16 protein-coding genes are annotated in these 15,033 nt (G+C 43.0%); 15 read left to right on the forward strand and 1 reads right to left on the reverse strand.

Annotated elements, in window-relative coordinates:
- Window positions 1–149 precede the first annotated feature (149 nt).
- Window positions 150–1,118, reverse strand: coding sequence for a nucleoside hydrolase (locus L2748_RS19375; RefSeq protein WP_220782142.1), 969 nt, complete (start codon window positions 1,116–1,118; stop codon window positions 150–152).
- Window positions 1,119–1,483: 365 nt separating this feature from the next.
- Between L2748_RS19375 and mioC the strand changes: the two genes are divergently transcribed.
- The 15 genes from mioC (at window position 1,484) to L2748_RS19450 (ending at window position 14,921) form a co-directional block, all read left to right on the forward strand.
- On the forward strand, window positions 1,484–1,924 hold the full coding sequence (gene mioC / locus L2748_RS19380; RefSeq protein WP_220782141.1) for an FMN-binding protein MioC: 441 nt from the start codon (window positions 1,484–1,486) through the stop codon (window positions 1,922–1,924).
- Between the two features lie 458 nt (window positions 1,925–2,382).
- The gene (gene mnmG / locus L2748_RS19385) at window positions 2,383–4,272 is read left to right on the forward strand and encodes a tRNA uridine-5-carboxymethylaminomethyl(34) synthesis enzyme MnmG (protein WP_220782140.1); all 1,890 of its coding nucleotides are present in this window, start codon (window positions 2,383–2,385) and stop codon (window positions 4,270–4,272) included.
- A 117-nt stretch (window positions 4,273–4,389) separates the two neighbouring features.
- Window positions 4,390–5,013, forward strand: a complete 624-nt coding sequence (rsmG, locus tag L2748_RS19390; protein ID WP_220782139.1) for a 16S rRNA (guanine(527)-N(7))-methyltransferase RsmG — start codon at window positions 4,390–4,392, stop codon at window positions 5,011–5,013.
- Between the two features lie 226 nt (window positions 5,014–5,239).
- A complete protein-coding gene (locus tag L2748_RS19395; protein ID WP_220782138.1) occupies window positions 5,240–6,028 on the forward strand; it encodes a ParA family protein in 789 nt (262 codons plus the stop codon).
- Between the two features lie 9 nt (window positions 6,029–6,037).
- Window positions 6,038–6,925 carry a ParB/RepB/Spo0J family partition protein gene (locus L2748_RS19400; protein ID WP_220782137.1) on the forward strand — a complete coding sequence of 296 codons (888 nt, stop codon included), beginning with the start codon at window positions 6,038–6,040 and terminating at the stop codon, window positions 6,923–6,925.
- A gap of 223 nt (window positions 6,926–7,148) precedes the next feature.
- Window positions 7,149–7,532 carry an ATP synthase subunit I gene (locus tag L2748_RS19405; RefSeq protein WP_220782136.1) on the forward strand — a complete coding sequence of 128 codons (384 nt, stop codon included), beginning with the start codon at window positions 7,149–7,151 and terminating at the stop codon, window positions 7,530–7,532.
- Between the two features lie 12 nt (window positions 7,533–7,544).
- The gene (atpB, locus tag L2748_RS19410) at window positions 7,545–8,375 is read left to right on the forward strand and encodes a F0F1 ATP synthase subunit A (protein WP_220782135.1); all 831 of its coding nucleotides are present in this window, start codon (window positions 7,545–7,547) and stop codon (window positions 8,373–8,375) included.
- A 32-nt stretch (window positions 8,376–8,407) separates the two neighbouring features.
- On the forward strand, window positions 8,408–8,665 hold the full coding sequence (gene atpE / locus L2748_RS19415) for a F0F1 ATP synthase subunit C (RefSeq protein ID WP_012157432.1): 258 nt from the start codon (window positions 8,408–8,410) through the stop codon (window positions 8,663–8,665).
- A 27-nt stretch (window positions 8,666–8,692) separates the two neighbouring features.
- Window positions 8,693–9,163, forward strand: a complete 471-nt coding sequence (atpF, locus tag L2748_RS19420) for a F0F1 ATP synthase subunit B (RefSeq protein WP_220764201.1) — start codon at window positions 8,693–8,695, stop codon at window positions 9,161–9,163.
- A 16-nt stretch (window positions 9,164–9,179) separates the two neighbouring features.
- Window positions 9,180–9,713, forward strand: coding sequence for a F0F1 ATP synthase subunit delta (gene atpH / locus L2748_RS19425; protein ID WP_220782134.1), 534 nt, complete (start codon window positions 9,180–9,182; stop codon window positions 9,711–9,713).
- Window positions 9,714–9,727: 14 nt separating this feature from the next.
- The gene (gene atpA, locus L2748_RS19430; RefSeq protein WP_220782133.1) at window positions 9,728–11,269 is read left to right on the forward strand and encodes a F0F1 ATP synthase subunit alpha; all 1,542 of its coding nucleotides are present in this window, start codon (window positions 9,728–9,730) and stop codon (window positions 11,267–11,269) included.
- A 48-nt stretch (window positions 11,270–11,317) separates the two neighbouring features.
- Window positions 11,318–12,178 (forward strand): F0F1 ATP synthase subunit gamma, encoded by an 861-nt coding sequence (atpG, locus tag L2748_RS19435; RefSeq protein WP_220782132.1) that lies wholly within the window; start codon window positions 11,318–11,320, stop codon window positions 12,176–12,178.
- A 35-nt stretch (window positions 12,179–12,213) separates the two neighbouring features.
- A complete protein-coding gene (atpD, locus tag L2748_RS19440; RefSeq protein ID WP_220782131.1) occupies window positions 12,214–13,590 on the forward strand; it encodes a F0F1 ATP synthase subunit beta in 1,377 nt (458 codons plus the stop codon).
- Window positions 13,591–13,621: 31 nt separating this feature from the next.
- A complete protein-coding gene (locus L2748_RS19445) occupies window positions 13,622–14,050 on the forward strand; it encodes a F0F1 ATP synthase subunit epsilon (protein WP_220764215.1) in 429 nt (142 codons plus the stop codon).
- 514 nt (window positions 14,051–14,564) lie between these two features.
- The gene (locus tag L2748_RS19450; protein ID WP_220782130.1) at window positions 14,565–14,921 is read left to right on the forward strand and encodes a DsrE/DsrF/TusD sulfur relay family protein; all 357 of its coding nucleotides are present in this window, start codon (window positions 14,565–14,567) and stop codon (window positions 14,919–14,921) included.
- Window positions 14,922–15,033: the final 112 nt, after the last annotated feature.

Below are 15,033 nucleotides of genomic sequence, written 5' to 3' on the forward strand. Positions count from 1 at the left end.
TAGTCACGTTGTGTACGTTTACTGCGGATTGCACCTGAGGGTTTCATAGATAAGTCTCCAAAGTGTCAACTTATCTCAGGACGGGACACTGTTTAGTAATAAAAAAGCGAGGATTTACCTCGCTTTTTTATTGATATGATATTAGTTCTTTATTGCTTGCTGTAATTAATGATCGTGTCCCTATATAGCTTTAATAACGCTTCATCCCTAACGGCTACACCGACTTGTTGAGCCCGCTTTGATTCCCAATCATCGTGTAGGTGCTTACGCCCATCAAACTTTTGAATAGTTAGCCCTTCTGCTGGTCCATCGGTAACAACACGAATAGGTCCCTCACGAAGGGTAAATAGAGTTGGATCGATAACATAAGCAATGGCAGAAGGATCGTGCACATGGCAGCCCTCTAAACCGACTTTCTTAGAATAAAAATCAAGGTAATAACGACTAATATCCCAGATAAACTGCCCCACTTCACCGGCATCATCCCGCAATAGATCAAGGTAGTCTTTACTGAAAAAACTTTCCTCAGTGACGTCTAAACCGATAACAACTACAGGCCAAGATGCAGTAAAAACAATGTCTGCAGCATGTGGGTCATCATGAATATTGGCTTCGGCAAACGGTGTTACATTACCACGGTGACCGTTCATACCAAACGCGCCGCCCATGACAACAACCTCTTTCACTAAACCAGCAATTTCTGGTGCGGATTCAAGTGCTAATGCTAGGTTGGTTAATGGGCCTACTGCTACCAAGGTAATCTCACCCGGCTCAGCTTTAACTGCATCAATGATGTATTGAAAAGCAGGACGAGGATCAGCCTTTAAATCGGTAATTTGTGGTGCATGCACATCACCAAAACCTGTTTCTCCATGTACCACTACGGTAGCGCCAACAGGGTCACGAACAAGCGGCTGGCTCGCACCTTGAGCAACATCCGCTTTAAAATTATATTTTTTCTTTAAAAATAGAGCATTGTTTGTGCCGTTTTCTATAGTCGCGTTACCGTAAACAGTCGTAATCGCTTTCAATTCAATAGCTGAATGCGCTTCAGCAAAGAGAATAGCCATTGCATCATCAATTCCAGGATCAGTATCCAGAATTATTTTATTTATCATTTTTATAAATCCTATCAGTACATGACTGCGTTGTATGGGTAGCCGGACAAGATACCTTTATCAACTTTTGATAAACGTGATATAGCTTTTAAGCTTATAACACGATGCCTAAGCAATAAGTTAATTGCTGTAAAAATAAGCCTAAACCCCTGAATAACAGGCAACGCTATCGCTAATCTGTATCAGTAAACAGTCATTAACTATGGTCTATTTAGTAATATAAATCGGTGTAAATAAGAGTAAGCGAGAAGATTAGCAGGCCAATTTCACTTATGATGCACACAAACACTAAGCTGAATACACTGCTAAATTTACAGATAGCCTGTCAGTTTTGGGTTAATTAACAGCAAAAATTAGGATAGAAAATGGCAAAAATAGAGATTTTAGTGGGTACGACACTCGGCAGTGCGGAATATGTTGCTGATGAAATATCCGACCAATTAAGCGATTTGGGTCACCAAACCATAGTGCATTTAGCCCCAGATTTAAGCGATCTTAGCTTAAATTCGCTTTGGATCATTGTCTCATCCACTCATGGCGCAGGTGATTTACCAGACAATATAGTGCCCTTTTTCGATGAAATCAGCTTAAAGAAACCCGACTTAAGCGCTGTAAAATTCGCATTATGTGCGATCGGCGATTCAAGCTACGACACTTTTTGCCAAGGTCCAGAAAAGTTAACCGAACAGTTAGATTTATGTGGTGCACAAGTCTATGTGGATAAGATCCAAATAGACGTTCAACAAGATCCTATCCCAGAAGAACCTGCATTATCATGGCTTAGCAGCTGGCAGGCACAAATTTAAAATCGAGTATTTTCACGATCTATCTGTTTATCTTTTCAGTAACCCACAGATTAGATCTAACTTATCCACATATTGCGATCTAATTTAATAAATATGTGGATAAGCTATTATTTTGATCTGATCAACATCTGTATTAATTCACATCCGATCTGCTCAATGATCCACCTTGTGGATAACTACCCGATCTACACACAGGCTTAAGCCAGTTAGATCGCGATCAGAACACAAGATCGTTTAGCTATAAAGTAATGATTATATTAGCTTATTAGAGTTATCCACCGAAAAGTGCGATCCTAATAGTAAAAATAATAAGAGATCTATATAAAGATCTTAAGATCTATTAAGCAGATCCACCCTGATCAAAACAAGCGAAATAGATCGTTCACCTTAAGCAAAGCAAGTGCTAAAATGATCTGCTCAAAAACTATTTATCCTTTTTAAGAATCGAAGGCTGTCGAATGCAATTTCATGAACGGTTTGATGTAATCGTTGTTGGTGGTGGTCACGCTGGTACAGAAGCCGCTTTAGCTTCTGCTAGAATGGGCTCTAAAACACTGTTACTGACCCATAACATAGATACTTTAGGACAAATGTCCTGTAATCCTGCTATCGGCGGCATAGGTAAAGGACACTTAGTCAAAGAAATTGACGCACTTGGTGGAGCAATGGCCGTTGCTACCGATTTTGCAGGTATTCAATTTAGAACATTGAATTCAAGCAAAGGACCAGCAGTTCGAGCTACTCGTGCACAAGCAGACCGAGCGCTGTACCGTCATAAGATCCAAGCGATCTTACAAAACCAACCAAACTTACGTATTTTTCAACAAGCGGTAGATGATCTTGTTGTTGAAAATGAAAAAGTTATTGGCGTGGTAACCCAAATGGGTTTAGCGTTTGAAGCACCAGCAGTTGTATTAACGGCTGGTACTTTCCTAGGTGGTAAAATCCATATTGGATTAGAAAATTACAGCGGTGGACGAGCAGGTGATCCACCAGCTATCGCCCTAGCTCATCGATTAAGAGAATTACCGATCCGTGTTGGTCGTTTAAAAACGGGTACTCCACCACGCATCGATGCCAATACTATTGATTTTTCATTGATGACAGAGCAAAAAGGCGATGATCCATTGCCAGTCATGTCTTTCATCGGTGATGTTAACGATCATCCTGAGCAAGTATCTTGTCATATCACGCATACCAATGAGCGTACTCACGATATTATTCGTGGCGGATTAGACAGAAGCCCTATGTATTCAGGTGTTATCGAAGGTATAGGTCCACGCTACTGCCCTTCTATCGAAGACAAAGTTAATCGTTTTGCTGATAAAACATCGCATCAGATCTTTATTGAGCCAGAAGGGTTAAATACCACTGAAATTTACCCAAATGGTATTTCAACTAGCTTGCCTTTCGATGTTCAATTGAACTTAGTTCGCTCAATCAAGGGCATGGAACATGCTGAGATCATGCGTCCTGGCTATGCCATTGAGTACGATTACTTTGATCCTCGCGATCTTAAGAACTCATTAGAAACTAAGACCATTGCAGGTTTATTCTTTGCAGGACAAATTAACGGCACAACTGGCTACGAAGAAGCCGGTGCACAAGGTTTGTTAGCAGGAATGAACGCATCACTGCAAGTGCAAGGCAAAGAAGCTTGGTGTCCACGTCGTGATCAAGCATATTTAGGCGTATTGGTTGATGATTTATCAACCCTAGGTACCAAAGAACCGTACCGTATGTTTACTAGCCGTGCGGAATACCGCTTGTTACTGCGTGAAGACAATGCTGATTTACGTTTAACAGAGAAGGGTCGTGAACTCGGCTTAGTTGATGACAAACGTTGGGCAATGTTCAGCGAAAAAATGGAATCAATTGAAACTGAACTACAGCGTTTACGTAGTCAGTGGGTCCACCCTAATTCACCTTTGGTTGATGCATTAAATCCACATTTGAATACGCCGATCACTCGTGAAGCGACATTTGAAGATTTACTTCGTCGCCCAGAAATGGATTATCCAAAACTGATGTCGATTGAAGGCTTTGGCCCATCACTTGAAGATCAACGTGCTGCAGAGCAAGTACAGATCCAAGTAAAGTACTCGGGTTACATTCAGCGCCAGCAAGGTGAAATTGATAAAGCTATTCGTCATGAAACCACCCTACTGCCGCTAGATCTAGATTACCAAGAAGTGCCTGGTTTATCTAACGAAGTAATTGCTAAGATGAACGAACATAAACCGGAAACAATTGGTCAAGCGTCAAGAATTTCTGGCATGACACCAGCTGCAATCTCTATTTTGTTGGTTCATCTTAAAAAACGTGGTTTGTTACGTAAAAGCGCTTAATTAGCGACAAATACCGTGTTTTTACATGATAAAGGGAAGTCTTGAGACTTCCTTTCATCTTTTCAGCGCTTCATAATACCGATTGAATTTTATTTCGTTTTAGTTTGAGGACACCCAGTGTTAACTGCCCAATTAAATGATTACCTAGCCGAAGTAGGCTTAACAGCTACAGAGCAGCAAAAACAGCAGCTTGTAGATTTTGTTGGCATGCTCAATAAATGGAATAAAGCATTTAACTTAACGTCAGTGCGCGATCCAGAGCAAATGCTGATCCGTCATATCATGGATAGTCTCGTGGTATCTCCTCATCTGCAAGGATCGCGTTTTATTGATGTTGGTACTGGTCCCGGATTACCAGGGATCCCGTTAGCGATCTTAAATCCTGACAAAGAATTTGTATTACTTGATAGCTTAGGTAAACGCATTCGCTTCCAAAAGCAGGTGCAGTTTGAACTGGGGATCAACAATATTTCTTCGATTGAAAGCCGTGTAGAAGCTTATCAGCCTGAAGAACTATTTGATGGGGTGTTAAGCCGTGCATTTGCATCAATTCAAGATATGCTGCATTGGTGTCATCACTTACCAAAAGCGGATGGTTGTTTCTATGCGCTGAAAGGTCAACTTAGCGAAGAAGAAATGTCACAGTTACCCGCTGGTTTTGTGGTAACAGATACTATCGAGCTAACGGTACCTAAACTTGATGAACAACGTCATTTATTGCGTGTTATCAAGCAAGATTAAGTCATTATAACGCGAACCAATTTGGTTATTGGTTCGCAAGCTTGTTTGTCTGCGCCGCTATTAATCGTGGCTAGATAGAGTAAGCTATTGCGTTTAAGCGTGAACAAAGTTGCAATCTTTTATCGCTTAAAGCAATTTATTACTAATAACCGTCGAATTTGTGCGCTAATTTTCTAAGCGAAGGCATGTTTAGAAACATAATAAAAGTGACTTACAGGGTGATATTGTGGGTAAAGTGATTGCCGTGGCCAACCAGAAAGGTGGTGTCGGAAAAACAACAACTTGTGTAAATCTAGCCGCTTCATTGGCTGCAACTAAACGTCGTGTTTTGTTGATCGATCTCGATCCGCAAGGGAATGCGACCATGGGCAGTGGTATCGACAAGTATGAAGTCGAAAATACAGCTTATGAGTTATTGGTTGAAGAAAAAGCGTTTGCAGACGTTGTTTGCCGAGATACTAACGGTAAGTATGACCTTATCGCTGGCAATGGTGATGTTACCGCTGCTGAAATTAAGTTGATGGAGTTTTTTGCTCGCGAAATCCGTTTGCGCAACGCGCTAGCCCCTATCAAAGATGACTACGATTTCATTTTTATCGACTGTCCACCTTCATTGAATATGCTGACTGTGAATGCCATGTCAGCCGCTGACTCAGTATTGGTACCTATGCAGTGCGAGTATTACGCACTTGAAGGGCTTACGGCTTTAATGGACACCATTAGCAAATTAGGTGCGATGGTTAACCCAGGTCTGCATATCGAAGGGATCTTACGCACTATGTACGATCCTCGTAACCGCTTATCTAATGATGTTTCTGATCAATTGAAACAACACTTTGGTGAAAAAGTTTACCGTACCGTGATCCCAAGGAATGTTCGATTGGCTGAAGCACCAAGTTTTGGTGCGCCGGCAATGTATTATGATAAATCGAGCGCAGGGGCTAAAGCCTACCTGGCACTAGCAGGTGAAATTATTCGCCGTGCAGAGCAACTCACTCAGGCTGAGCAAGTTTAAGGATAAAAAATGACACTGAAAAAAAGAGGCTTGGGTAAAGGTCTTGATGCACTGTTAAGTACCAGTCAAGCGGCAAACAAGCGCGCTGAACCCGTTGAAACAGCCGAAGAGCATGATGTTAAAAATGATAATCTTATCATGCTTGATATTGATAGATTACAACCTGGTAAATATCAGCCACGTAAAGACATGGCACCGGAAGCGCTTGAAGAGCTAGCAGAGTCCATTCGTGCTCAAGGCGTTATTCAACCTATCGTAGTACGTAAAGTCTCTCCTGAAAGCTATGAAATCATCGCGGGTGAACGTCGCTGGCGCGCTTCTCAGCTAGCAGGTTTAGATAAGATCCCTTGTATTGTTAAACAAGTGGCTGACGAAGCTGCTGTTGCCATTGCGCTGATTGAAAACATTCAGCGTGAAGACCTTAATGCAATGGAAGAAGCCATTGCACTTAACCGTTTAATTGAAGAATTTGAGCTGACTCATCAGCAAATTGCCGATGCCGTAGGAAAATCACGTGCAACTGTCTCAAATTTACTACGTCTTAATGGATTAAATGAACCTGTTAAGCGTATGCTTGAATATGGCGATATCGACATGGGACACGGCCGAGCACTGCTTGCAATTAGTGGTGACGAGCAAACAAATTTAGCCCGATTGGTTGTTTCTAAAGAATTAACAGTTCGGGAAACAGAACGATTGGTCAGTAAAACCTTAAATCAAACTGAAATCGTCGAAACACCAGCTAAAGATCATGATGTAGTGCGTTTAGAGACCCAATTAATTGAAAGGCTAGGGGCTAAAGTGTCATTGACCCACAATAAAAAGGGTAAAGGCAAAATGGTAATAAACTACCAGAACTTGGCTGAATTAGAGGGTATTATCAGCAAAATCCGCTAAAAAAACAAAGTTAACACTATATTATGTAATTTTGTGACATTCGTTAATCTTATACTTTTAGACTTTTGGCGTAGATCACGCTAAAAGTCTCCTTTTTCTAACACTTAAACTTGCTTTGAAAGCTTGAAACGGTATACTTTCGCAAGCTTTTTGTACCTCGAGTTTGGACGGATATTTGTAATCCGGTCATCGAAACAAGAAGTTATAACGCGGAGAAGATAAATTGAGCAAGGTTTTAGCACGTCGTGGCCGATGGTCAGCCTATAAATTGGTTTTACTACAGGCAGCGATGGCTGGATGTGTTTCAATTTTCTTTTTTGCTATGTGGGGGGGGCCGTATGGCTTATCTGCTTTGGCAGGTGGTGTCATTGCAGTACTCCCTAATTTTGTATTCGCAACCCTAGCTTTTTCCCATGCGGGAGCACAGGCATCAGGAAAAGTCGTAAGATCTTTTTTTCTGGGGGAAGCGGTAAAGTTGCTGTTAACCATTGTGTTGTTTTCACTTGCATTTGGTTTGATGAAATCGTCATTTATGCCGTTATTCATCAGTTACTTGCTTGTGTTAATTGTACCTTGGACAGCCCCTTTATATTTCAAACAAAATTAAGTGAGATTAATCATGGCGACAACTGGGGATGACACGTTAACTATAACGGCTTCCGACTATATCCAGCATCACCTGACTAATGCGAAAATGTGTTCCGCTGATGGCGGGATTGCTTTTAACTATGCATGTCAAGATGCTGGATTTTGGACTTGGCACATTGACTCACTTTTGTTTTCAGTTGGTCTAGGTGTTCTATTTTTGTGGTTATTCTACAAAGTAGGACAAAAGGCAACTATTGGCGTTCCAGGCAAGCTTCAATGTTTTGTTGAAATGTGCGTGGAAGGTGTTGATAAAATTGTAAAAGACTCATTCCATGGGAAAAATGCAGTTATCGCACCATTAGGTCTAACTATTTTCGTCTGGGTTTTCCTGATGAACTTAATGGACTTGATCCCAGTTGACTTTGTACCTGAGGCCGCAAACAGATTATTAGGCGTACCTTACCTAAAGATTGTACCTACAACTGACTTGAACGTTACTTTGGGCTTAGCTCTAAGTGTATTCGCGTTAATTGTTTTTTACAGTATCAAGGTAAAGGGTATTGGTGGGTTCACTAAAGAACTTACTATGCAGCCTTTCAATCACTGGGCACTAATTCCAATCAACTTTGTTTTGGAAACAGTAACCTTGGTTGCGAAGCCGATTTCATTATCGCTTCGTCTGTTTGGTAACCTGTATGCAGGTGAGTTGATCTTTATTCTGATAGCACTGATGCCTTGGTGGGCTCAGTTTGCATTATCAGTGCCTTGGGCCATTTTCCATATTTTGGTAATTGTGCTTCAGGCGTTTATCTTCATGATGCTTACGATTGTATATCTAAGCATGGCACATGAAGACCATTAGTTTATTAAAATTAGATACTTATCGGAGATAAAATGGAAACTGTAATTAGCTTTACAGCAATCGCTGTTGCAATTATGATCGGCTTAGCAGCGCTAGGTACTGGTATTGGCTTTGCTATTCTAGGTGGTAAATTCCTAGAAGCTTCTGCTCGTCAACCAGAGCTTGCTCCTGCACTTCAAACTAAAATGTTCATCGTAGCTGGTCTACTTGATGCGATCTCAATGATTGCAGTTGGTGTTGCTTTATTCTTCGTATTCGCTAACCCGTTCTTAGGTCAATTGGCAGGCTAATCGTCCCCCTTAGAAGGAGTTGTCGTTATGAGTATTAACGCTACCCTGCTAGGCCAAGCGATTTCTTTTCTTCTCTTTGTGTGGTTTTGCATGAAGTTTGTATGGCCGCCATTGATGAACGCTATCGAAGAACGCCAGAAGAAAATTGCTGATGGGCTAGCTGATGCAGGACGTGCTGCAAAAGATTTAGAGCTAGCTCAGGTGAAAGCCACAGAGCAGCTGAAAGACGCTAAAGCAACAGCAAACGAAATTATTGAGCAAGCAAATAAACGCAAAGCTCAAATCGTTGATGAAGCAAAAATTGAAGCTGATACCGAGCGTGCGAAAATCATCGCTCAGGGACATGCTGAAATTGAAAACGAACGTAATCGCGTGAAAGAAGATCTACGTAAGCAAGTAGCTGTATTAGCTATTGCTGGCGCTGAGAAAATTCTTGAACGTTCGATTGATGAAGCCGCACACAGTGACATAGTTAATAAACTTGTTGCTGAACTTTAAATAAGGAGCTTGAGTTATGGCTGAAATAACCACCATCGCTCGTCCTTACGCAAAGGCAGCTTTTGAGTTCGCTCTTGAACAGAAAGCAGTAGAAAGTTGGGCAGAAATGCTTAACTTTGCCGCATTAGTTAGTGAAAACGAAGCTATGCAGCCATTACTGTCTGGCGCTATGGCCAGCAATAAGCTTGCAGAACTCTTTATTGGAGTTTGTGGCGAGCAAATCAACGAGCAAGCTCAGAACCTGTTAAAGGTAATGGCTGAAAACGGTCGTTTAGTTGCGCTACCTGCTGTTGCTCAACAATTTGTTGAGATGCAACGTGAGTACGCGAAAGAAGTTGAAGCGCAAATCGTTTCAGCTACTGAGCTAAACTCAGAGCAACTACAAGAGCTGAGCGCTTCTCTAGAGAAACGTCTAGCACGCAAAGTTAAGCTGAATTGCAGCATAGATACCAGCCTTATTGCTGGTGTAATTATCACGGCAGGAGACTTAGTCATTGATGGCTCGGTCCGCGGAAAAATTTCGCGTCTGTCTGATACGCTGCAGTCGTAATTGGGAGTTTGAGCATGCAACTGAATTCCACTGAAATCAGCGATCTGATTAAACAGCGGATCGAGCAGTTCGAAGTCGTTAGTGAAGCTCGCAACGAAGGTACTATCGTTGCAGTAAGTGACGGCATCATCCGCATCCATGGCCTAGCCGACGTGATGCAGGGTGAAATGATCGAGCTGCCTGGCAACCGTTTTGCAATCGCGTTGAACTTAGAACGTGATTCTGTCGGTGCCGTAGTAATGGGCCCTTATGCCACTTTGGCAGAAGGCGACAAAGTTAAAACAACAGGCCGTATTTTGGAAGTACCTGTTGGCCGTGGTCTATTAGGCCGCGTAGTCAACACGCTAGGTGAACCAATTGACGGTAAAGGACCTATCGATAGCGATGGTTTCTCTCCTGTTGAAGTAATTGCACCTGGTGTAATTGAGCGTAAATCAGTAGATCAGCCAGTGCAAACTGGTTATAAAGCTGTTGACTCTATGATCCCAATCGGTCGTGGACAACGTGAATTGATCATTGGTGACCGCCAGATCGGTAAAACCGCTCTAGCGATTGACGCGATTATCAACCAAAAAGATTCTGGCATTAAGTGTGTATACGTAGCGGTAGGCCAAAAGGCTTCTACCATCGCTAACGTGGTACGCAAGCTAGAAGAGCACGGCGCTTTGGCGAACACCATTGTTGTTGTTGCGACAGCTTCTGAAGCTGCTGCACTACAATACTTGGCTCCATACTCTGGTTGTACAATGGGTGAATACTTCCGCGACCGCGGTGAAGACTCACTAATCGTATATGATGATTTGTCTAAGCAAGCAGTTGCTTACCGTCAAATTTCATTGCTTCTTAAGCGTCCACCAGGACGTGAAGCATACCCAGGTGATGTATTCTATCTTCACTCTCGTCTGTTGGAACGTGCTTCACGTGTTAACGCCGAGTATGTTGAGAAGTTCACTAAAGGTGAAGTTAAAGGCCAAACTGGTTCTTTGACTGCTCTACCAATTATTGAAACTCAAGCTGGTGACGTTTCTGCATTCGTACCGACTAACGTAATTTCGATTACCGATGGTCAGATCTTCCTTGAAACAGACCTATTTAACTCTGGCTTACGTCCAGCTGTTAACCCTGGTATCTCAGTTTCTCGTGTTGGTGGTGCAGCGCAGACTAAGATCATCAAGAAACTGTCTGGTGGTATCCGTACCGCACTTGCACAGTATCGAGAGCTTGCAGCGTTCTCACAGTTTGCATCTGACTTAGATGATGCAACTCGTGCTCAGCTTGAGCATGGTGAGCGTGTTACCGAACTAATGAAGCAAAAGCAATATGCTCCAATGAGTATCGCTGATCAGTCTGTGTCTATTTTCGCAGCTGAAAAAGGTTACTTGAAGAGCGTTGAGCTAAGCAAAGTTGGTAACTTCGAAGCGTCTCTGCTCTCTTTCATGAACAGTGAACATGCTGACCTAATGAAGACCATCAACGATACTGGCGATTATAACGCTGACATCGAAGGTGAGTTGAAGGCTAGCTTGGACAAGTTCGTAGAAACCCAAACCTGGTAAATTTTAGAGGTGCCTCTGGCACCTCAGGTCCAGAATTGGAGAGTAAAGATGGCCAACGCTAAAGAGATTAAAACCAAGATCGCGAGTGTTCAAAACACTCAGAAGATCACGTCTGCAATGGAAATGGTTGCCGCGAGCAAAATGCGTAAAGCACAAGATCGCATGGCAGCTAGTCGTCCATATGCAGAAAATATGCGTAAGGTGATCGGTCACGTGGCGCAAGGTTCTCTCGAATATAAGCATCCATATTTGGAAGTGCGAGAAGCTAAGCGTGTTGGTTACATTGTTGTGTCAACCGACCGTGGTCTTTGTGGTGGTCTGAACGTCAACCTTTTCAAGAAGGTTGTCGCAGACGTGAAGAAACAGCGTGAAGCTGGTGCAGAAGTTGAATTCTGTACAATTGGTGCACGTAGTGCCCAGTTCTTCAATAGCTTTGGCGGACAAGTATCTGCTTCTGCTTCAGGTTTAGGCGATGCTCCAAAGCTAGCCGACTTGATCGGAACTGTACGTGTGATGCTAGAAGCATACAACGAAGGCAAGCTGGACCGTTTGTACGTAGTATTTAACAAGTTTGTAAATACTATGACTCAAACCCCGGTGATCGAGCAGCTGCTACCTTTGCCTAAGTCAGAAGAAGATGAGTTTACTCATCAGTGGGATTACATCTACGAGCCAGATCCAAAGTTATTGTTAGATACTTTGTTGGTTCGCTTTGTGGAATCTCAAGTTTATCAAGGTGTTGTTGAAAACATCGCATCTGAGCAAGCAGCCCGTATGGTTGCTATGAAAGCTGCGACAGACAACGCTGGTGAACTTATCGGTGACTTGCAGTTGGTCTATAACAAAGCCCGTCAGGCTGCGATTACGCAAGAACTTTCGGAAATTGTTTCAGGTGCTGCCGCCGTTTAGGCTAGGTAACGAATACAAGTTTTAGAGGATTAATCATGAGCACAGGTACTGTTGTCCAAGTAATTGGCGCGGTTGTGGACGTAGAGTTTCCACATGATGCCGTACCTCAGGTATATGACGCTCTAGAGATCAAAAGTGAAGGCTTGGTGCTGGAAGTTCAGCAGCAACTTGGTGGTGGTGTAGTTCGTACCATCGCTATGGGTTCTTCAGATGGTCTGCGTCGTGGCCTAGAGGTTGTAAACTCTGGTTCACCAATTACTGTTCCGGTTGGGTCTGCGACCCTAGGCCGTATTATGAACGTATTGGGTGAGCCTGTTGATGAAGCGGGCCCTATCGGTGAAGAAGATCGCTATGTGATCCACCGTGAAGCTCCTTCATACGAAGATCAGTCAAACACAACTGAACTTTTAGAGACTGGTATCAAGGTTATCGACCTTGTATGTCCATTCGCTAAGGGTGGTAAAGTTGGTCTGTTTGGTGGTGCTGGTGTTGGTAAGACCGTTAACATGATGGAACTTATTAACAACATCGCTAAAGCACACTCAGGTTTATCAGTTTTCGCTGGTGTAGGTGAGCGTACTCGTGAGGGTAACGACTTCTACTACGAGATGGAAGATTCTGGCGTTCTAGATAAAGTGGCCATGGTATATGGTCAGATGAACGAGCCTCCAGGAAACCGTCTACGTGTGGCACTGACTGGTCTAACTATGGCTGAGAAGTTCCGTGACGAAGGTAAAGACGTTCTTTTCTTCGTAGATAACATCTATCGTTACACCTTGGCGGGTACTGAAGTATCTGCACTGCTAGGCCGTATGCCATCAGCAGTAGGTTACCAGCCAACATTGGCTGAAGAGATGGGGGTTCTTCAGGAGCGTATTACATCGACTAAGACAGGGTCTATTACTTCTGTTCAAGCCGTATACGTACCTGCGGATGACTTAACGGATCCATCACCAGCTACAACCTTCGCTCACTTAGATGCGACTGTTGTATTGTCTCGTAACATTGCTTCGCTAGGTATTTACCCAGCGGTTGACCCATTGGATTCGACTTCACGTCAGCTAGATCCACAGGTTGTTGGCCAAGAGCATTACGATGTTGCTAACGGTGTTCAAACCGTACTTCAGCGCTACAAAGAGCTGAAAGATATCATTGCGATCCTAGGTATGGATGAATTATCTGATGAAGATAAGACAACTGTATTCCGTGCTCGTAAGATTGAAAAATATCTTTCACAGCCATTCTTCGTAGCAGAAGTATTCACCGGTTCTCCAGGTAAGTACGTTTCTCTTAAAGACACAATTCGTGGCTTCAAGGGCATTCTAGATGGTGAGTTCGATCACCTTCCAGAGCAAGCGTTCTACATGGTTGGTTCAATCGACGAAGCCGTTGAGAAAGCTAACAAAAAATAACTAAATCTTTGATTTAGTTTAAGGAGAACGGATGGCAGCCATGACAGTACAGCTTGATATGGTAAGTGCAGAGAATCATATCTTTTCTGGTCGCGTAGCTCAGCTACAAGTATCAGGAACAGAGGGTGAGTTAGGTATTATGCCTGGTCACGCGGCTCTGCTTACAAGTATCAAGCCTGGCATGGCGCGCATCGTCAAGCAAGATGGAAGCGAAGAAGTGTTTTACCTTTCGGGTGGTATCCTGGAAGTACAACCTTCTTCAATTTCAGTATTGGCTGACGTCGTTATGCGTGCCGATGAGATTGACGAGCAAGCAGCTGCAGAAGCTAAGAGCCGTGCCGAAGCCTCAATGGCCGGTGCTGGTGCTGACTTCAACTATGCAGCAGCAGCGGTTGAGCTAGCTCAAGCAGTTGCTCAGCTACGCGTTGTCGAGACCATCAAGAAGAACATTGCCAGATAAGGTTATTGTTTGATGAAAAAAAGCGCCCTAGGGCGCTTTTTTTGTTTTAAAGAAGGTTAAAAGCAGGTTCTAGGAAAAGCCAAGAAAGGTCCTAGGTGCTAGGAAAAGCAAAGACGAACGGCCTGCGGCCTAGGGAACGTGACAGGGTCACTTACGGAAAAAACGCAAGAATTTGATTTGTAGGCCGGGCTTTAGCCCGTCAATTAAAGTGAATTAACGTTTGTTGGAAAAGTAGAGAAATATTAATAATATCAATCCGTATAGGAGCCAGATGCTAGAATTAGATAGATAAAACTCGACTCTGGTCTATCAAAAATGACGGCATAAATGCCGACCTACAATTTATGAGGTTTCTGCTTTTCCGTCTTAGTTCTAATTCAGTTTCAGCCGTCTCAGCCTATCCCCACCCCGTCTTTGCTAATATCTAGATTTATCTTTGAACGTGATCTAAGTAAGACCCCTTGGCTCATTTGAGTGTTACCCTCCGGCATTCATTTATGCCAGAGATTCCCCTATGCAACACGTACTGATAATCGTGAATGACGCGCCTTATGGCTCAGAAAAGCTGTTTAATGCACTTCGTTTAGCCATACAACTCAATGAACAAGATTACTCACCGGTCAGGGTTAGTTTGTTTTTGTTATCTGATGCGATAACAGCAGTATTACCTAAGCAACACCCTGTCGAGGGTTATAGTATTCAACAGATGTTAGAGATTGCAATTGCGCAGAAAACCCAAGTGAAGTTCTGCGGCTCATGTATGCATGCTCGTGGCTTAACTGATCTGACGGTGATAGACGGTTGTGAAATCGCGACTATGGATGACCTTGCGCAGTGGGTGCTGGTTGCCGATAAAACCATTACCTTCTAATAAAGTGCAGTGAGTCGCTTTTAATCACTGTATAGCTTAAAATCGGTAATTATTAAAGACCTTATTTTTAGCTTAACTATTCGCTAGCTCAAGCATTAGCTCAAGGATATAA

Source organism: Shewanella sairae, assembly GCF_023283535.1.
Lineage (GTDB): Bacteria > Pseudomonadota > Gammaproteobacteria > Enterobacterales > Shewanellaceae > Shewanella > Shewanella sairae.